Origin of the sequence: Saliniramus fredricksonii (assembly GCF_900094735.1) — a bacterium.
Classification (GTDB): Bacteria; Pseudomonadota; Alphaproteobacteria; order Rhizobiales; family Beijerinckiaceae; genus Saliniramus; species Saliniramus fredricksonii.
The window spans coordinates 1,226,170-1,244,186 of the sequence record NZ_FMBM01000001.1; the positions used below are offsets into that span (position 1 = coordinate 1,226,170).

Here is an 18,017-nt window from a genome sequence, read left to right on the forward strand (position 1 = left end):
GCATGCGGGCCCGTCTGCGTGCGGCCATTACCGATAAACTCGTCTATGCCGTGGGCAAGGATACGGCTCATGCCAGCATGCATGACTGGTATCTCGCGACTGCTCTGGCCGTGCGCGACCGGATTGTCGACCGCTGGATGGAATCGACCCGTGAGACCTACCGGCAGGAGGGGAAGCGGGTCTGTTATCTCTCCCTCGAATTCCTGATCGGGCGCAATTTTCGCGATTCTGTGAGCAATCTCGGCCTGATGGAGCCGCTCGTCGAGGCGTTGAACGATCTGGGCGTGGATCCCGATCTGTTGCGTGAGCAGGAGGCCGATGCGGCGCTCGGCAATGGCGGTCTGGGGCGGCTGGCCGCCTGTTTCATGGAGAGTCTCGCGAGCCTGTCCCTGCCCGCCATTGGCTACGGGATCCGCTATGATTACGGGCTGTTCCGGCAGGTCATTGTCGACGGCGCACAGCATGAAGTGCCCGAGGACTGGCTCAATGTCGGCAATCCATGGGAGTTCGAGCGTCCGGAAGCGACCTACAGGATCGGCTTCGGCGGCACGACGCGCGACGAGACCGATGCAGACGGGCGCATGCGTCGCGTCTGGCAGCCGGCGGAAACCGTGATCGCCAAGGCCTACGACACGCCGGTCGTGGGCTGGCGCGGGGCGCATGTGAACACCTTGCGGCTGTGGTCGGCGCGCGCGTCCGAGCCGCTCATGCTCGATGCGTTCAATCATGGCGATTACGTCGGCGCCATGGCGCACAGGGCGCGGGCCGAGGCAATCTCGCGGGTGCTCTATCCCAGCGATGCGACGCCGGCAGGCTACGAATTGCGGCTGCGGCAGGAATATTTCTTCACCGCCGCGTCGCTTCAGGACCTGGTGCGCCGGCATCTCAGCCGCTTCCCGGGCCTCGGCAATCTGGCCGATCATGTCGCGATCCAGCTCAATGACACGCATCCCGCCATCGCGGTGGCGGAGTTGATGCGCATTCTGGTGGACGAGAAGGGGCTGGCCTGGGAACGGGCCTGGGAGATCACCCGCGAGACGCTGTCCTATACCAACCACACGCTCCTGCCGGAAGCGCTCGAAACCTGGGCCGTGCCGCTGATGGAGCGGCTCCTGCCGCGTCATATGGAGATCATCTACCGGATCAACTGGCTGCATCTCGAGGCGGTGGCGGCGCTGCCGGGTGCTGATGACCGGCTCGGCAGGGCGCTGTCGATCATCGACGAGGAGAACGGCAAGCGCGTGCGCATGGGGCATCTCGCCTTTGTCGGGTCACGCAAGGTCAATGGTGTTTCGGCGTTGCATACCGATCTGATGCGCGAGACCGTCTTTGCCGATCTTCATCGCATGTTCCCCGACCGCATCACCAATAAAACCAACGGCGTCACCTTCCGGCGCTGGCTGCAGCAGATCAATCCGCGCCTCACCCGTCTCATCATCGAGACCATCGGGCCGCGCATGCGCGATCACCCGCAGGCCCTGCGTGACCTGGAGGGGCATGCCGATGATCCGGCATTCCAGCGCGCCTTCGCCGATCAGCGCCTCGCGGCCAAGCAGGATCTCGCCAGGTTGATCCGGGTCCGCACCGGCGTCAGCGTCGATCCGACGGCGATGTTCGACGTGCAGATCAAGCGCATTCACGAATACAAGCGCCAGCTTCTCAACCTGCTCGAGGCGGTGGCGCTCTACAACGCCATCAAGGCCGATCCCGGTGCCGGCTGGGTGCCACGGGTCAAGATCTTCGCGGGCAAGGCGGCGGCGAGTTACGCGCAGGCGAAGCAGATCATCCGCCTCGCGCATGATCTGGGTGCGGTGATCAACAATGATCCCGAGATCGGGGACAAGCTGAAACTCGTCTTCCTGCCGAATTACAATGTGAGCCTTGCGGAGGTGATCATCCCCGCGGCCGATCTCTCGGAGCAGATTTCCACGGCCGGGATGGAGGCCTCGGGCACAGGCAACATGAAGCTCGCCCTCAATGGTGCGCTCACCATCGGCACGCTCGATGGCGCCAATGTCGAGATGCGCGCCCATGTCGGCCCTGAGAACATCACGATCTTCGGCCATGACGCTCAGGAAGTCGCGGCCCTGCGCGATGCGGGTTATTGCGAAGCTTCCACGCTGGACCGTTCAACGCGGCTTGCGCGCGCGCTCTACGAGATCGAGACCGGGCTGTTCTCGCCGGATGAGCCGCGCCGCTATTCATCCCTGACCGAGGCCGTCGCCTGGCGCGACCGCTACATGATCGCCGCCGATTTCGACGCCTATTGGCAGGCACAGCGCGATCTGGACGCACTCTGGGGGCGCCCGGACGAATGGTGGCGCAAGGCGATCCTGAACACGGCCCGAATGGGCTGGTTCTCCTCTGATCGCACCATCGGCGAATATGCGCAGGATATCTGGCGCGTGCGCCCGCTGGTTCACAGCGCCTGAGGCGGGTCATGTGAGAGGACGCCGCGATGAGTGGCGGGGTGATGCGCAGTCGGAATCCCGACTGCTACAGATTCAGCCCGTAGAGTTCCCGGCGCAATGTCTCCACGAGCGGTTCCAGCCTCGGCATGGTGGGGTGCAGGCTGAGCGCCTGTTCGTAACTTGCGAGCGCGCCGGCTTCATCCCCGATTTCGCGCAGGATATGGCCCAGCCCGGCCCAGGCCGCAAAATGGCGAGGCTCCAGCGTCACCGTACGGTGGATATCGGCCATCGCGGCCAGTGGATCACCCAGGCGGTGGAAGGCGACGGCGCGTCGGTTCCAGGCTTCGGCCCAGTCAGGCTGCATCGCGATGACGCGATCGAGCAGTTCCACAGCCAGCGCATCGTCGCGCTCGCGCATCGCCTGCCGCGCACGGGTCATCAGCAGGTCCGCCGTATCCGAACCCGAGCGCAGCCAGCGTCTGTTGATCATCAGCACCACGCCGCGCGCTTCGGAAGCTCCCTCTGCTTCCCCCAGCCGCACGAACAGATCGTCGAGCGTCGCATCGTTGCGCGCCGGGGGGCGCTGTAGCAGCGCCTCGCTGATGGCGACAGCCTCGCGACCGGCCCCGGTGACGTCATCGGCAGCCTGCGATTCGGCATCGGAGCCAGGCACGGTTTCACTCGGCGACTGGATGGGCCGGATGTCGGCCTTGCCGTTCATTGCAGGTTCGGAGAGGGCGCGCGCAGCCGGTCCCGCCGAGAGCGCGGTGCCGACGATAATCGCGATCAGGGTGACCGACGAAAAGAAACGCATGCATCATGATGCTGAAAACGGTATCCGCCGTCAATTCGCATCCGCATGCGACCTGGTGTAGCGCTGATCGCTCCGATTCTGCGGGCGGACCAACGGTGGCGGGCCGGAGCGCACCGGGCATGGCTTTTTGCCGAAAGACTTGCGTTTTGTCATCATTTCGTGAAACCGGTATGGGACCCCATAGGTCTGCGGATCATACCGCACCGACAGGCTGTATCTGCAGCGGGCATGCGGCATATCATGGTTGCGGATCATTTTGGCCATCAAGGGCCGGGGAGCTTCCGGGAATGGTGTCTACCATCGCGAAAATCTCGTCGACCGGCAGCCCGGATCCGCGTCCGGCCGCGCGCGGCACAGGTGGTTTGCCGGCAGCCGTGGCAAAATCCGCAGGAGCCGTTGCCGACAATCTGCGGCACGCGGACGCCCTCCTCGATCATGTGCGTTTCGATCATTCGGTCGGGATGTGCCTCGGACGTATCGGCGCCCTCGAACTCCGACTCGCACAGGGTGAGGGGGATGTCGTGCGTGCGCAACGGCTGCGTTATCAGGTCTTCTACGAGGAAATGGCTGCGCAGCCGGATGCATTCGCATTGGTCACCGGTCGTGACGCCGATGCTTTCGATGCCATATGTGATCACCTGCTGGTGCTCGATCACGGCAAGGGGGATGCGCCGGAAGTGGTTGGAACCTATCGGCTGCTGCGCCAGGAGGTGGCGCGGCACCATGGCGGGTTCTACACCGCTTCGGAATACGCGATCGGCCCGTTGCTGGAGGCGCATCCCGATGCGAATGTCCTTGAACTCGGGCGTTCCTGCGTGCTTGCGCCCTATCGCAACAAGCGCACGGTGGAATTGCTCTGGCACGGCATCTGGAGCTATGTGCTGCGCCATCGTATCGATGTGATGCTCGGCTGCGCGAGCCTTGCGGGCACCGATCCCGAGGCGCTCGCCCTGTCGCTGAGTTTCCTCGCGCATTTCGCGCGGGCACCCGAGGAATGGTGCGCGCGTGCGCATGCGCATCTGCATGTGCCGATGGCGCGCATGCCGCGCGAGGCGATCGACCCGCGTGCGGCGCTCGCCTCCCTGCCGCCCCTGATCAAGGGTTATCTGCGGCTCGGGGCCGGTTTTGGTGACGGCGCCGTGGTCGACCGGCAATTTGGAACAACCGATGTGTTCGTGGTGCTGCCGGTCTCGCGCATCAATCCACGCTACGTTACCCATTTCGGCGCCGATGCCGGGCGCCACGCGTGACCGGGCTCCCATGAGAAACGCCCGGCCCGACGGAGTCGGACCGGGCGTTTCGTGACCTTGCGTTCAGATTGCCTTCCTCAGATCAGCTTCTGCGGCGCGGCGGCGCGGATATCGGCATCGACGTCATTCTCGAAACGCTTGAAATTCTCCTGGAACATGTCGATCAGCTTCTGCGCCGTCTCGGCGAAGGCGGCCTTGTCCTGCCAGGTCTTGTGCGGGGTCAGGATATGCGGCTCGACACCCGGCACATGGGTGGGCACGGCCAGCCCGAAATACGGGTCGCGGCGGAAATCGGCCTTCGAGAGCGAGCCGTCGAGCGCGGCCGTCAGAAGCCGACGGGTGACGCGGATCGGCATGCGCCGGCCGATCCCGTGCTTGCCGCCGGTCCAGCCGGTATTGACCAGCCAGCAATCCACGTGGTGGCGCCCGATCAGCTCGCGCAGCAGATTGCCGTAGATTGAGGGCGGGCGCGGCATGAAGGGGGCGCCGAAACAGGTCGAGAAGGTCGCCTGCGGCTCGGTCACGCCCTTCTCGGTGCCGGCCACCTTGGCGGTATAGCCGGAGAGGAAGTGGTACATCGCCTCGGCGCTGGTCAGCTTGGCGATGGGAGGCAAGACGCCGAAAGCGTCGCAGGTGAGCATCACGATGTTCTTGGGATGCCCGCCGCGCCCGGTCTCGCTGGCATTGGGGATGAAGTCGAGCGGATAGGCGCAGCGCGTGTTCTCGGTCTTGGAACCGTCGTCGAAATCGGGCATGCGGGTTTCGGGATCGATCACCACGTTCTCGAGCACCGTGCCGAAGCGGCGGGTGGTAGCGTGGATCTCGGGCTCGGCATCGGCGGAGAGCTTGATCGTCTTGGCGTAGCAGCCGCCCTCGAAATTGAAGATGCCGTTGGGGCCCCAGCCATGCTCGTCATCACCGATCAGCGGACGGTCGGGATCGTTGGAGAGCGTCGTCTTGCCGGTACCTGACAGGCCGAAGAACACGGCCACGTCCGAGGGGCTCGACATGTTGGCCGAGCAATGCATCGGCATGACGTTCTTCGCGGGCAGGATGTAGTTCAGGTAGGTGAAGACCGATTTCTTCATCTCGCCAGCGTACGAGGTGCCGCCGATCAGGACGATCTTGCGGGTGAAGTCGATGGCGATCACCGTCTCCGAGCGGCAGCCGTGGCGGGCCGGATCGGCCTTGAAGCTCGGCAGGTCGATGATGGTCAGATCGGGCTGGAAGGAGGGCAGCAGGTCACGGTCGGGCCGGCGCAGCAGGTTGCGGATGAACAGCGAATGCCAGGCGAATTCGGTGAAGACCCGCGCGCGCACCCGATAGGCCGGATCGGCGCCGCCGAACAGGTCCTGCGCAAACAGCTCCTTGCCTTCGGCATGGGTGATGAAATCCTGCAGGAGCGTGTCAAACTGCTCCGGCGTGATCGCGCCATTGGCATCCCACCAGATCTTGTCGTCGGTGTCAGAATCGCGCACGACGAACTTGTCCCTGGGCGAGCGGCCCGTATGCACGCCCGTCTCGGCGACCAGCGCGCCGCCTTCGGCGAGCTGCGCTTCGTCGCGCTGCAGGGACTGCTCATAGAGTGCCGGCGCTTCGAAATTCCAGTAGACGCGCTCGAGATTGCGCAGGCCGATCGCCTCTGCGCCGTTCGCGCGGTTGAATACGCCGATATTCTCCACGAGACTATCCTCCCTGTTGGTTGCGCCCATCTCCCGTTATCGGGGGGCGTCCGGAGTCCTGTGCGGGTCCGGCGGCAATGGCGCCTCCGGCCCGTTCGACAATATTCGCAGCGCCCCGGCGCTCCGGCAATGCGAAAGCCGGCAAAGCCCGACAGCATCCGTCCCGACACGCTGCATGCAAGCGGCCCTGCGACCGCGAACGCGCCTTTTCAATAAATGCGCAGAGCGAGACGTCAACCGGGAAGCCGCGGATTCGCCCTTCCAAAGGGGCAATCCAACCAGACAATTTGATGCAATTAAAAGATGCAAAAGCCATTGCACTCTCGCCCAGCTGGCTTTAGGAGTAAAATTCACGTTACAAAACGTGCTATGAAAATATTTACGAAAATCAAGAGGTATTATCATGAGTGAAACACAGCTCCGGACCACACCACGCGAACAAGCCTTGTCGGATTCCCAGCGTGACGCGCTCAAACAGAAATTAGTCCCCATCGTTTATCCAGATGATCGATTTGATGAGTATGTGAAAACAATCAAGGAAGTCGCACATGATCTGAGTGGCGTGCTCGCGCCTCTGGGGGCGTTCCTCAATACAGATGTTCAACCGGATCAGCGTCCCGGATCAATCAAATTGACAAATCTGCCTATTTCCGAATCAATAGAAAGGCCGCCATTGAATCATACAGATCTGACTAGAATTGATAAAGAAAATTACATATCGGAGAATGTATTGACGGCTATGGCGGTAAATTTTGGTGAGCCATATTCAATGCATTGTGAAGGACAAGGTTTAATCAACAACCTTATTCCTACCAGAAGAACGTCATCGGAAATAACTGGACTGGGGGCGGACTCTGATCTGCGCTTTCATGCCGAGAACGCTGCCCTGCGCTTTTTAACCGGTCGCGATTGCTCGCCGTCGGCGTTGCTGCTGACCGGTGTCAAACAGGAGGCCAATCCACCGAAGACCAGGCTGAGCGATGCGCGGCTTGCATTGAAGCTGCTCAGCGCAGCTGAGCGCTCAATTCTGCAACGCCCGTTATATGCAGTGAAGCTTCCCTACCGTTGGCGCGGGTACGCGTCGGGTTACGACATGCTTCACACGCGCATGATCCCGTTGATCGAGGAAGATCGGCACGGCTTGATCGTGCATGCGGCATTCTACGGAGACATGATCGGCTACTGCGCAACTGCGGAAGCGGAGCGCGCCGCCCAGGCGTTCGAACAGGCCCTCGAAAGCGTGGCTTATGATGAGATTATATCACCCGGCGAAATCGTTGCGATCGATAACCGGACAACACTGCACGCGCGTACGCCCTTCAAGGCCAGCTTCGACGAATCGGGACGAGCACAACGATGGGTGCAACGGCTTTTCATTACCGCAGACCTGGATGTCTTCGCAGATTGGGATGCCCCTAGAGAGCGCGTTTTTGCTCCCACTTTCGAGGCTCTTCCTGGCAAAGTCATGTCAGCTTGAAAAGCAATTTAAAGGTGCTAATATAATATTAGCAAACTATAAATAGTAAAAATGGCGGTTCTACACAATGCGCGCGAAGCTGGCAGTGCTCCATCGCAAGGGTCCGACGATCCTCGCATCCGGCATCATACTCGGTCTCGCCTTTCCGGTTCTCGCGGATTTCGCGAGTCCGGCATTGCCGGCCACGGTCTTCGCGTTCGTGCTCGGGACGCTGCTGCGGGTCGAGCCATCCCTGATCATGGTGCAGGCGCGCCGGCCTTCGGTCGGCCTGGTCTTTCCGGTGATCATCGCGTTTCTGGCACCTGCTATCGCCGCGGTGGCGGTTTCGCTGATGGCCCTGCCCGACGATCTCGCGATCGCCGTGGTTCTGGCGGCGGCGGCGCCACCGACCACGACGACGGTGGCCGTTGCGCGCATGCTCGGGCTGAACGGCGCGCCGCCGCTGGCGGCCCTCTTGATCGCGACGATCGCCGCCCCGCTGACGGTTCCGCTCGTCGCGGATTTCTTCGGCGGCCCCCAGATCAGCGCGCTCGCCCTCGCACAGGGGCTGGTGCTGATCATCGGCGGCGCAATCGCGGCCGCCTCGCTGCTACGACATTTCTGCGCCGAGGGGCTCGTCCGGAACGGCGATTACATCGACGCAGCCATCGTGCTCTCGCTGCTTGTCTTCTCCCTCGCCACCATGGCGGGCGTGCGGGCCCGTATCGAGGCCGAACCGCTTTTCGCTTTGGGCGTGATCGTGCTCGCCTATGCCAGCAATATCGGCCTGCAATGTGTCGGTGCGCTGATCCTGCCCGGTGATGTCGGGACGCGCCTCGTCAATGGCCTGACACTCGGCAACAAGAATGTGGGGCTGGTCTGGGCAGCGCTCGGCGCGCAGGTCAGCCCGACGATGGCCTTGTATTTCGCAGCCTGCCAATTGCCGATCTTCACCCTACCCCGCGCCGTCCAGTCGCTGTTCGAGCGGCTGCAACGCCGGGGTTCGCTCAGAAGCAGCGCCCCCTGCAAACCCTGAGGAAAACTGATGCTGGACCTGTTTCCCGACCCGGCACATTCCGATCAGCGGAAGCTGGTGATCGAAAACATCGGTTTGCTGCTCTCCGGGCGGCTGGAAGAGCCGATCCTCGACGCGGATACGATCGTTGCCGTCGACGGCGTGATCACGGGAATCGGCAGGGCGTCAGACTGTGATACCGACGACGCCGACATCATCGTTGATGCCTGCGGCACGACCGTCTGCCCCGGCCTGATCGACGGGCATACCCATCCGACCTTCGGGGAATACAGCCCCCGCACGGACAACCATTCCTGGATCTTCAACTGCCTGCATGGCGGCACCACGACGATGATCTCGGCCGGAGAGGTGCATATTGCCGGACGTCCGTCGGATCGCATCGGCGTCAAGGCGCTCGCGATCGCGGCACAACGCAGCTTCTCTGCAATGCGTCCCGCCGGCGTCAAGATGATTGCCGGCGCGCCGCTTCTGGAGGAGGGGCTTCTGGAGGAGGACTTCCAGGAAATGGCCGAGGCCGGGATCGAACTCATCGGCGAAGTCGGGATCGGTTCCGTGGCGGATGTGGAGACCGCGAGCAGGATGGTCGCCTGGGCCCGCGCCAACGGCATGCGCAGCCTCACCCATACGGGTGGGCCTTCGATACCGGGCTCGCGCCTGATGGCAGCCGAGGAGATCATCGAGATCGACCCGGACGTGATCGGCCACATCAACGGGGGGCACACCGCTTTCGCGCATAGCGAGATACGCTGCCTGTGCGAGGGATGCTCCAGAGCCATCGAGATCGTTCATAACGGCAATTCCTTCGCCGCGCTCTACGCATTGCGTCTGGCGACGGAGATGGGGCAGCTGGAGCGTATCGTGCTGGGGACCGATGGTCCCTCCGGTGCGGGCGTGCCGGCATTGGGGATGTTGCGGATGATCGCAATGCTTGCAAGTTTCGCAGAATTGCCGGCGGAACAGGTCTTCTGCTTCGCCACCGGCAACACGGCGCGGGTGCATCAGCTTCCGCAGGGCGTCATCGCCCCGGACAGGCCCGCCGATCTCCTGATCATGGATCGCGCGCAAGGCACTGCGGGGCGCACGCTTCTCGAAAGCGTGGAGCTCGGCGATCTGCCAGGGATCGGCATGGTGCTGATCGACGGCGTGCCGTTGTTGCGGCCATCGCGCAATACACCACCGGCAACGGTGCTCCCGACCGCCCGGCGCGTGCTGGCTTGAGTTTTCCGCCGGGATATCGTCAAGATGACGGCCCACCCCGCGCGCCTTACGTCTCGCGCGCCTTCCTCGCCAGATCCACCAGCAGGGCGCGCAGGGCGTCCGGCGTGGTGACCGGGGCGGGGAAGGGGATGCGGGTGCAGTGGTCGCCGCAGGCGAGGTCGAGGCCTTCCGGGTCGAGGCCGGTGGTGCGCCAGCCGCCGCTTGGCACAGCTTCGCCACCTGGCACAGCTTCGCCACCTGGCACAGATTCGCCGCCTGGCACAGATTCGCTACCTGGCACAGATTCGCCGCCCGGCGTCGAAACGCCATCACCATCCACGCCCGTACCCGCGAGGCGGGTGGCGTAGAGCGCGAGTGCATCGGCATGATCTTCGTTCATGTGCGTCACCGCGCCGTCATGGGCGGCGAGGAGGGACTCGGCGCCGGTGAGATCGAGGATCAGATCATCACGCGTGAGCGCGGCGGCGCGGGCGAAGCCGCCATTGAGATGACCGGCCTCCACCTCCATGCGAAACCATGCGAAATCGGTGAAATCCGCATAGAGTTTCGCCTTGGGATGGCGGGCGAGGAAGCGGGTTCGCGCGCGCGCTGCCTGGTCGGTATCGTCGAGGCGCTGCACCCGCCCGATCAGCGACAGGCGCGGATGGGCGAGCGGATCGCCCTTGCTGCGGACGGCGAGCAGCAGCGAGGCGCGGGAGTCGCGCTCGAGATTGGTGCGATGGGCGGAAAGCTGCGAGAGCAGGAGGAGCGGTGCGCCGTCGATAGCGGTGGCGAGGCTGACCAGCGTGGCGAGCGGATGGCCGTCACGGGCGCCGTCGCAGGTCGCGAGCGCGCCGGCGCGGATCGTGCGCAGGAGATGGCGGGCGAGGCCGCGCGCATCGAAACCCGCCGCCTCGGCGCCGGGCAGAGAAGGCGCGTTTTGCGTCTCCTGATTGTCTGAACCGTCTTCATTGCCTTGCATGGAAAGCCGCTCCTCACCATTTGTCGATCAGGTGAAATTTGCCCGAAAATGCATCTGCGTGCTTAATGGTCATAATTTGGGCTGATTGCACTGGCGTTGCCGAGAGGGCCGCATTGTCGCAGCCACCGGCCCGCAGATGAAACCGAGGACCAAGAAATGCCCACCATCGCCCTTGTGGATGACGATCGCAACATCCTGACCTCCGTGTCGATCGCGCTCGAATCGGAAGGGTACCGTATCCAGACCTACACCGATGGCGCCTCGGCGCTGGACGGTCTGCGGCAATCGCCGCCCGATCTCGCCATTTTCGACATCAAGATGCCGCGCATGGACGGGATGGAGCTGTTGCGGCGGCTGCGCCAGAAATCGGATCTGCCGGTCATCTTCCTCACTTCGAAGGACGAGGAGATCGACGAGTTGTTCGGGCTGAAGATGGGCGCCGACGACTTCATCCGCAAACCCTTCTCGCAGCGCCTCCTGGTGGAGCGTGTCAAGGCCGTCCTGCGCCGTTTCGCGCCGCGCGAGGCGGGCCCGGCGCGCGAGGCCGATGCCAAGGCGATCGAGCGCGGACAGCTGGTGATGGATCCCGAGCGCCATACCTGCACCTGGCGGGGCGAGCCCGTGACGCTGACGGTGACGGAATTCCTGATCCTGCAGGCGCTGGCGCAGCGCCCCGGCGTGGTGAAGTCGCGCAATGCGCTGATGGATGCAGCCTATGACGACCAGGTCTATGTGGATGATCGCACCATCGACAGCCACATCAAGCGCCTGCGCAAGAAGTTCAAGGTGGTCGATACGTCTTTCGACATGATCGAGACGCTCTACGGGGTCGGCTACAGGTTCCGCGAGACCTGATCAGCCGCTCCCGATTGTTGTTCAGACGCATCATTGCGTCAGCCGGTATCCAACTGACGCAATGATGCTCCAGCGCGAGAGGACGAATCCGTGGACGCGCGCCGTAACAGGGCCGACGATCCGGAACCGATCCGGCATGCTGCGGATGACGCTTCCGGAGACGGAAGCGATCCGCGCGCGGACAAAACCGGGGCGCGTGCCCGATCAGGGCGACGCCTGCGCGCACGGCTTGCCCATGGACGCGGGATATGGCGCGCCGCCCTGCGCGACATCGCGCAACGCGCTTCCTCCAGCCTCACCCGCCGCATCATCGTGCTCAATATCGGCGGTCTGGTGGCGCTGCTCGTCGGCTTTCTCTATCTCAACCAGTTCCGCGAGGGACTGATCGAGGCGCGGGTGCAGAGCCTGATGACGCAGGGCGAGATCATCGCCGGCGCCATCGCCGCCTCGGCCACAGTAGAGATCGACACCATCAAGATCGACCCGGATGCCCTGTTGCAGATGCAACTCGGCGAAACCTCCGGACTTGCCGACGACACCTTCTCGCCGCTGGAATTCTCGATCAATCCGGAACGGGTCGCCCCGTTATTGCGCCGTCTGATCACGCCGACGGGAACCCGCGCCCGCGTCTATGACCGCGATTCCATGCTGATTCTGGATTCGCGGGCGCTGTATACGCGCGGCGATGTGCTGCGGCTCGAATTGCCGCCTCTCGACAAGCCCGAGACCGCCTTTCTCCAGCGTGCCTGGAACTGGGCGCGCAGCCTGTTCGTGACGGAGCGTCCGCCGCTGATCGAGACGATCGGCCCGACCAGCGGGCGCGTCTTTCCGGAGGTGCAGCAGGCTCTGGGCGGGCAGGCGGCGCATGTGGTGCGCATCAACCCTGCCGGCGAGACCATCGTCTCGGTGGCGGTGCCGATCCAGCGCCAGCGCACCGTGCGCGGCGCGCTTCTGCTCTCCACCCAGGGCGGCGATATCGACGCCATCATCGCCTCCGAGCGTTTCGCCCTGCTCCAGGTCTTCCTCGTCGCTGCCTCGGTGATGCTGGTGCTCTCCTTCCTGCTGGCCAATGCCATTGCCGGCCCGGTACGGCGTCTCGCCGAAGCGGCGGAGCGGGTGCGACGGGGGATCAAGTCGCGTCAGGAAATCCCGGATTTCAGCTATCGTGCCGACGAGATCGGGCATCTTTCCGGCGCCCTGCGCGACATGACGCAGGCGCTCTACAAGCGTATCGACGCGATCGAGAGCTTCGCGGCGGATGTGGCACACGAATTGAAGAACCCGCTCACCTCTCTGCGCAGCGCGGTGGAAACCCTGCCGCTGGCACGCAATGCGGATTCCCGCGCGCGGCTGCTCGAGGTGATCCAGCACGATGTGCGCCGGCTCGACCGGCTGATCAGCGATATTTCCGATGCCTCGCGCCTCGATGCGGAGCTGGCGCGCTCCGAGGCCGCGCCGGTGGACATGGTGCGCCTGACCGAGGCCGTGGTCGCCGTCGCCAACGACGTGCGCGACCCGGAAGAGGCGGCCATCGTCATGGAGGTGATCGCACCGCAAGGCGAAGACGGTGCACGCGAGAGCACCAGGGTGATCACGCGCAAGACACCCAGCCGCAAGGCGGGTGACGCCATGACGGCGGATGATGATCAGCGTGCAGGCGGGACGCAGCGTGACGAGGCGACAGCGCCCTATATCGTGCATGGCCATGACAGCCGTCTTGGTCAGGTCCTGCGCAATCTCGTCGACAATGCCCGTTCCTTCTCGCCGCCGGATGCGGAGGTGCGCGTGCGCCTGGCGCGCCGTGACACAAACGTGGTGCTGATCGTCGATGATGACGGGCCCGGTATTCCCGAACACGCCCTCGAGCGGGTCTTCGAGCGGTTCTATACCGACCGGCCCGAGCAGGGTTTCGGCCAGAATTCCGGGCTCGGCCTGTCGATCTCGCAACAGATCGTGCAGGTGCATCGCGGCAGCATCACCGCGCAGAACCGCTACGGCCCGCCGCGCGCTGATGGCAGCCGCCCGGTCCTCGGCGCGCGCTTCACCGTGACCCTGCCGGCGGCCTCCTGAGATGAGCGGCAGCGCCGGCGAGCCTCATACCGTTCACGCCACGGCGCTGGTGATCGGTGAAGGCGCGATCCTCCTGCGCGGTGAGGCCGGCGCGGGCAAGACGCGCCTCGCGCTCACCCTGATCGATCAGGCACGAGGCGCGGGGCGTTTCGCCTGCCTCGTCGCCGATGACCGGGTGCGCCTGCATGCGCGCCACGGGCGCCTCATCGTCTCCGTGCCCGAGGCGATTGCCGGGCATGCGGAGATGCGCGGCGCCGGTATCGCGACGGGGCTCGTCTTTCTGCACGCCGCGCGGCTGCGTCTCGTCGTCGATCTCGACCCCGACGCCCCCCGCCATCCGCCGGACGGTGCGGGCTCGGTTACGCTGTGCGGAATCACGGTTGCGCATTTGCGCCTGCGGCGGGAAGATGCGCCTGGACCGATCGGATTGATCGCCGCGCGCGGTTTTTCCGGAAATGCTTTCTTGGAATGATGAAAAACTTGTCGCATTCTGCTTGCACTTCGCGTCGCACTGCACAAAATAGCGGCTTCGCGCAACCGGGCGCCGGAAACGAGACGATATGATTGGAATGGTGCTCGTCACACATGGCCGACTGGCGACGGAATTCCGCGCCGCGCTGGAGCATGTCGTGGGTCCACAAAGCCAGATCGAGACGATCACGATCGGCCCCGAGGATGACATGGAGATCCGCCGCGCGGATATTCTCGATGCCGTCGCCCGTGTCGAGAGCGGTGATGGTGTCGTGGTGCTGACCGACATGTTCGGCGGCACGCCGTCGAATCTGGCCTTGTCCTGCATGACGGGCCGGCAGGTCGAGGTGGTGGCCGGGATCAACCTGCCGATGCTGATCAAGCTGGCGAGCGTGCGCGATTGCGAGCCGCTCGCCGATGCCGTATTGCACGCACAGGAAGCGGGGCGCAAATATATCAACGTCGCCTCGCAGGTCCTGGCGGGAAAATGATCCCGATGCGGCGACCGAATTGGGGGATACGGTCATGAACCGGGAGCAGCTGGATACCGGAGTCGAAGCAGAGCCGGCGAGTGCGGCCTATGCCTTCGAGGAAATCGGCCCCCATGCCCGCCGCCTGCCTGTCGTCAATCGCAAGGGTCTGCATGCCCGTGCCTCGGCCAAATTCGTGCAACTCGTCGAGCAATACGAGGCCACGGTCACGGTGAGCCGGTGCGGAGAGAGTGTGGGCGGGCGCTCGATCATGGGGCTGCTCACCCTCGCTGCAGCGCGCGGCACCAGCATCGACGTCGCCGCCGAAGGGCCGCAGGCGCAGGAGGTCATCGAGGCACTCACGGCGCTGCTGGCCAGTCGCTTCGGCGAGATCGAATAGGCGCGTCGCCCAGTGGATACGCATGCCGGGAAAGGGCGTGTATGGCGCATCCGGTTTTCGCCATCTCCTCCCTTTACCTGCGCGTGCCGGCGTTCCATCAAGGCGATTCGTCGAGGCGGTCGCGACCCGATCGCCGGATCGCACAATCAGGGAGTGAACCGATGAGCATCGAACGTATCGAACCCGGCCCGCGCATGAGCATGGCCGTTATCCATGGCGATACGGTCTATACCGCCGGACAGGTGGCGCGCGAGAAGGCCGGCGCCTCGGTGACCGAGCAGACGCAGGAAATCCTGCAGATCATCGACGCAATTCTGGCCAAGGCCGGTACCGACAAGACCAGGCTGCTCTCGGCCAGTATCTGGATCTCCGACATGAACACGTTCCAGGAGATGAACGCGGTCTGGGATGCCTGGGTGGCGCCCGGTTGTGCGCCGGCGCGCGCCACTGTCGAAGCGAAGCTCGCCGCGCCGCAATACACCGTCGAGATCGCGGTGATCGCCGCAAAATGAGGCGCAGCCATAATCCGGCCCCCGGCGTAAAAGCCGTTCGGGAGCCTTGACGCGCGGGCCGGGATGAGGCAAGAGAGCCTCCGAATTCGGCCGGGCGAAAACCCGGCCCTTTGCGTTTTGCGGCAGGGGCCGCACGCTTCATCAAGAGGATGGATCATGGCCAAGGCTGCGACGATCAAGATCAAGCTGCTCTCGACGGCAGATACGGGCTTCTTCTACGTGACCAAGAAGAACACCCGCACGATGACGGACAAGCTCTCCAAGAAGAAGTACGACCCCGTCGCCAAGAAGCACGTGGAATTCAAGGAAACCAAGATCAAGTGAGGCGGCGGGCGCGCTGCGCGTCCGTCACCGCTGTGATCCTGCGTGAAAGGGCGCATCCCGAGAGGATGGCGCCCTTTTTGCGTTAAAGGACCGCCCCGGCGCCAATGATCGCGTGCGTGGGCTATTGAAGGCGTGTGCATCAGGGCCGATATGCAAGCGAGATATGATCCTGCTATTCAAGAAGGGACCCTGCCACGATGACCCATCCGCCGCTTCGCTCCGCACTCGCCGCCGATCTCTTCCCGTCGCAGCGGGTGCATGCTCCCGCCGAAGCTGCGGCACACCAGGCCGGGCGCGATCTGGGCGAATTGCCGGAATGGAATCTCGCCGATCTCTATCCGGCCATGGATTCCCCGGCCTTCACCGGCGATATGGAGAAGGCGGCGCAGGATTGTGCGGCCTTCCAGGAGAAATGGCGTGGCAAGCTCGATGAAATCGCGCGCGGCGAGAATGCCCCGCAGGCGCTGCATGACGTGATCGCCGAATACGAGGCGATCGAGGATCTGCTCGGGCGGCTGATGTCCTATGCGGGTCTCGTCTATTCCGGCGATACCACCGATTCCGCCCGCGCCAAGTTCTATGGCGACACGCAGGAGCGCCTGACCGCCGCCTCGAGCGATCTGCTGTTCTTCACGCTGGAGATGAACCGTCTCGACGATACCCTCATCGACGGCCTGATCCAAAAGGCGCCCCTGTCGCATTACCGCCCCTGGATCGAGGATCTGCGCCGCGACAAGCCGTATCAGCTCGACGACCGGATCGAGCAGCTCTTCCACGAAAAATCCGTCACCGGGCGCGGCGCCTGGAACCGGCTGTTTGACGAGACGATTTCATCGCTCCGCTTCGACATCGGGGGTGAGAGCCTGCCGATCGAGCCGACGCTCAACCGCATGCTCGATACCGACGAGGCCGTGCGCAAGGAAGCCGCGCAGGCGCTCTCGGCGACATTCCGCGAGAATCTGCGCAGCTTCACGCTGATCACCAACACGCTCGCCAAGGACAAGGAAATCTCCGATCGCTGGCGTGGCTTCGAGGATGTGGCCGATTCGCGCCATCTGGCCAACCGGGTCGAGCGTGAGACGGTGGACGCGCTGGTCAGCGCCGTGCGCGAGGCCTATCCGCGCCTGTCGCATCGCTATTATGCGATGAAGGCGAAATGGTTCGGCAAGGACAAGCTGGATTTCTGGGATCGCAACGCGCCGCTGCCGAAAGTGCCGCAGCCGGTGATTGGCTGGGACGATGCCCGCGAGATGGTGCTTTCGGCCTATGGCGAATTCTCGCCGCGCATGGCCGAGATCGCCCAGCGCTTCTTCGACGAGAACTGGATCGATGCGCCGACCCGTCCCGGCAAGGCGCCCGGCGCCTTCGCCCATCCCACCGTGCCCTCGGCGCATCCCTACGTGCTGCTCAATTACCAGGGCAAGCCGCGCGACGTGATGACGCTCGCGCATGAGCTCGGCCACGGCGTGCACCAGGTCATGGCGGCCCCCAACGGTGCCCTGATGGCGCCCACGCCCCTGACGCTGGCGGAGACCGCGAGCGTCTTCGGCGAGATGCTCACATTCCGCCGGCTGCTGGCCCGAACCACTGACCCGGTCCAGCGCAAGGCGATGCTGGCCCAGAAGGTGGAGGACATGCTCAACACGGTGGTGCGCCAGATCGCCTTCTACTCCTTTGAGCGCAAGGTGCATCTGGAACGCCGCAAGGGCGAGCTGACTTCCGAGCAGCTGTGCGAATTGTGGATGTCGGTCCAGGCGGAATCGCTCGGCCCGGCGATCCGTTTCTCGGAAGGCTACGAGACCTGGTGGACCTATATCCCCCATTTCATCCATTCGCCCTTCTACGTCTACGCCTATGCTTTCGGCGATTGCCTCGTGAACTCGCTCTACGGCGTCTACGAGAATTCGTCGGACGGCTTCGTCGAGCGCTATTTCGCACTGCTCTCGGCGGGCGGCGCGAAGCCTTACGGTGAATTGCTGGAACCGTTCGGTCTCGATGCGCGCGATCCCGCCTTCTGGCAGATCGGGCTCGGCATGATCGCGCGCCTGATCGACGAGTTGGAGGCCGTTGACGCGCAGGTCTGAGCC

16 protein-coding genes are annotated in these 18,017 nt (G+C 64.0%); 13 read left to right on the forward strand and 3 right to left on the reverse strand.

Features of this window, described 5'->3' with window-relative positions; translation table 11 throughout:
* Positions 1–2 precede the first annotated feature (2 nt).
* The gene (locus GA0071312_RS05590; protein ID WP_074444261.1) at positions 3–2,432 is read left to right on the forward strand and encodes a glycogen/starch/alpha-glucan phosphorylase; all 2,430 of its coding nucleotides are present in this window, start codon (positions 3–5) and stop codon (positions 2,430–2,432) included.
* A gap of 64 nt (positions 2,433–2,496) precedes the next feature.
* Here the strand turns inward: GA0071312_RS05590 and GA0071312_RS05595 are convergent, their stop codons facing one another.
* Positions 2,497–3,225 (reverse strand): tetratricopeptide repeat protein, encoded by a 729-nt coding sequence (locus tag GA0071312_RS05595; RefSeq protein ID WP_083204331.1) that lies wholly within the window; start codon positions 3,223–3,225, stop codon positions 2,497–2,499.
* Between the two features lie 287 nt (positions 3,226–3,512).
* Here GA0071312_RS05595 and olsB point away from each other — a divergent pair, with 287 nt between their 5' ends.
* The gene (gene olsB / locus GA0071312_RS05605) at positions 3,513–4,475 is read left to right on the forward strand and encodes a l-ornithine N(alpha)-acyltransferase (RefSeq protein WP_074443920.1); all 963 of its coding nucleotides are present in this window, start codon (positions 3,513–3,515) and stop codon (positions 4,473–4,475) included.
* 77 nt (positions 4,476–4,552) lie between these two features.
* Here olsB and GA0071312_RS05610 read toward each other — a convergent pair whose 3' ends face one another.
* Positions 4,553–6,157 (reverse strand): phosphoenolpyruvate carboxykinase, encoded by a 1,605-nt coding sequence (locus GA0071312_RS05610; RefSeq protein WP_074443921.1) that lies wholly within the window; start codon positions 6,155–6,157, stop codon positions 4,553–4,555.
* Positions 6,158–6,560: 403 nt separating this feature from the next.
* On the opposite strand from GA0071312_RS05610, the gene GA0071312_RS05615 reads away from it, so the two are divergent.
* From GA0071312_RS05615 to GA0071312_RS05625, 3 genes are all read left to right on the forward strand, one after another.
* The gene (locus tag GA0071312_RS05615) at positions 6,561–7,634 is read left to right on the forward strand and encodes a TauD/TfdA family dioxygenase (protein ID WP_083204332.1); all 1,074 of its coding nucleotides are present in this window, start codon (positions 6,561–6,563) and stop codon (positions 7,632–7,634) included.
* Between the two features lie 67 nt (positions 7,635–7,701).
* A complete protein-coding gene (locus GA0071312_RS05620; RefSeq protein ID WP_074443923.1) occupies positions 7,702–8,649 on the forward strand; it encodes a hypothetical protein in 948 nt (315 codons plus the stop codon).
* A 9-nt stretch (positions 8,650–8,658) separates the two neighbouring features.
* Positions 8,659–9,867 (forward strand): amidohydrolase family protein, encoded by a 1,209-nt coding sequence (locus GA0071312_RS05625; RefSeq protein ID WP_074443924.1) that lies wholly within the window; start codon positions 8,659–8,661, stop codon positions 9,865–9,867.
* Positions 9,868–9,913: 46 nt separating this feature from the next.
* Here GA0071312_RS05625 and GA0071312_RS05630 read toward each other — a convergent pair whose 3' ends face one another.
* Positions 9,914–10,828 (reverse strand): HugZ family pyridoxamine 5'-phosphate oxidase, encoded by a 915-nt coding sequence (locus GA0071312_RS05630; protein WP_074443925.1) that lies wholly within the window; start codon positions 10,826–10,828, stop codon positions 9,914–9,916.
* Between the two features lie 156 nt (positions 10,829–10,984).
* Here GA0071312_RS05630 and GA0071312_RS05635 point away from each other — a divergent pair, with 156 nt between their 5' ends.
* From GA0071312_RS05635 to GA0071312_RS05670, 8 genes are all read left to right on the forward strand, one after another.
* The gene (locus tag GA0071312_RS05635; protein WP_074443926.1) at positions 10,985–11,683 is read left to right on the forward strand and encodes a response regulator transcription factor; all 699 of its coding nucleotides are present in this window, start codon (positions 10,985–10,987) and stop codon (positions 11,681–11,683) included.
* Between the two features lie 129 nt (positions 11,684–11,812).
* Complete coding sequence (locus GA0071312_RS05640; protein WP_074444263.1) at positions 11,813–13,753, forward strand: stimulus-sensing domain-containing protein; 1,941 nt, start codon at positions 11,813–11,815, stop codon at positions 13,751–13,753.
* A gap of 1 nt (position 13,754) precedes the next feature.
* Positions 13,755–14,225, forward strand: coding sequence for an HPr kinase/phosphorylase (locus GA0071312_RS05645; RefSeq protein ID WP_074443927.1), 471 nt, complete (start codon positions 13,755–13,757; stop codon positions 14,223–14,225).
* 88 nt (positions 14,226–14,313) lie between these two features.
* Complete coding sequence (locus GA0071312_RS05650; RefSeq protein ID WP_074443928.1) at positions 14,314–14,715, forward strand: PTS sugar transporter subunit IIA; 402 nt, start codon at positions 14,314–14,316, stop codon at positions 14,713–14,715.
* A 34-nt stretch (positions 14,716–14,749) separates the two neighbouring features.
* Complete coding sequence (locus tag GA0071312_RS05655; protein ID WP_083204333.1) at positions 14,750–15,094, forward strand: HPr family phosphocarrier protein; 345 nt, start codon at positions 14,750–14,752, stop codon at positions 15,092–15,094.
* A 161-nt stretch (positions 15,095–15,255) separates the two neighbouring features.
* Positions 15,256–15,606, forward strand: a complete 351-nt coding sequence (locus tag GA0071312_RS05660; RefSeq protein WP_074443929.1) for a RidA family protein — start codon at positions 15,256–15,258, stop codon at positions 15,604–15,606.
* 156 nt (positions 15,607–15,762) lie between these two features.
* Positions 15,763–15,930 carry a 50S ribosomal protein L33 gene (gene rpmG, locus GA0071312_RS05665; RefSeq protein ID WP_074443930.1) on the forward strand — a complete coding sequence of 56 codons (168 nt, stop codon included), beginning with the start codon at positions 15,763–15,765 and terminating at the stop codon, positions 15,928–15,930.
* Positions 15,931–16,127: 197 nt separating this feature from the next.
* The gene (locus tag GA0071312_RS05670) at positions 16,128–18,014 is read left to right on the forward strand and encodes a M3 family oligoendopeptidase (protein ID WP_074443931.1); all 1,887 of its coding nucleotides are present in this window, start codon (positions 16,128–16,130) and stop codon (positions 18,012–18,014) included.
* Positions 18,015–18,017 lie beyond the last annotated feature (3 nt).

What these genes read in the sequence shown, in the direction of transcription:
- GA0071312_RS05590 (WP_074444261.1), top strand. Translation starts at nt 3, where the DNA reads ATGCGGGCCCGTCTGCGTGCGGCCATTACCGATAAACTCGTCTATGCC.
- GA0071312_RS05595 (WP_083204331.1), bottom strand. Translation starts at nt 3,225, where the DNA reads ATGCGTTTCTTTTCGTCGGTCACCCTGATCGCGATTATCGTCGGCACC.
- olsB (WP_074443920.1), top strand. Translation starts at nt 3,513, where the DNA reads ATGGTGTCTACCATCGCGAAAATCTCGTCGACCGGCAGCCCGGATCCG.
- GA0071312_RS05615 (WP_083204332.1), top strand. Translation starts at nt 6,561, where the DNA reads ATGAGTGAAACACAGCTCCGGACCACACCACGCGAACAAGCCTTGTCG.
- GA0071312_RS05620 (WP_074443923.1), top strand. Translation starts at nt 7,702, where the DNA reads ATGCGCGCGAAGCTGGCAGTGCTCCATCGCAAGGGTCCGACGATCCTC.
- GA0071312_RS05625 (WP_074443924.1), top strand. Translation starts at nt 8,659, where the DNA reads ATGCTGGACCTGTTTCCCGACCCGGCACATTCCGATCAGCGGAAGCTG.
- GA0071312_RS05630 (WP_074443925.1), bottom strand. Translation starts at nt 10,828, where the DNA reads ATGCAAGGCAATGAAGACGGTTCAGACAATCAGGAGACGCAAAACGCG.
- GA0071312_RS05635 (WP_074443926.1), top strand. Translation starts at nt 10,985, where the DNA reads ATGCCCACCATCGCCCTTGTGGATGACGATCGCAACATCCTGACCTCC.
- GA0071312_RS05645 (WP_074443927.1), top strand. Translation starts at nt 13,755, where the DNA reads ATGAGCGGCAGCGCCGGCGAGCCTCATACCGTTCACGCCACGGCGCTG.
- GA0071312_RS05650 (WP_074443928.1), top strand. Translation starts at nt 14,314, where the DNA reads ATGATTGGAATGGTGCTCGTCACACATGGCCGACTGGCGACGGAATTC.
- GA0071312_RS05655 (WP_083204333.1), top strand. Translation starts at nt 14,750, where the DNA reads ATGAACCGGGAGCAGCTGGATACCGGAGTCGAAGCAGAGCCGGCGAGT.
- GA0071312_RS05660 (WP_074443929.1), top strand. Translation starts at nt 15,256, where the DNA reads ATGAGCATCGAACGTATCGAACCCGGCCCGCGCATGAGCATGGCCGTT.
- rpmG (WP_074443930.1), top strand. Translation starts at nt 15,763, where the DNA reads ATGGCCAAGGCTGCGACGATCAAGATCAAGCTGCTCTCGACGGCAGAT.
- GA0071312_RS05670 (WP_074443931.1), top strand. Translation starts at nt 16,128, where the DNA reads ATGACCCATCCGCCGCTTCGCTCCGCACTCGCCGCCGATCTCTTCCCG.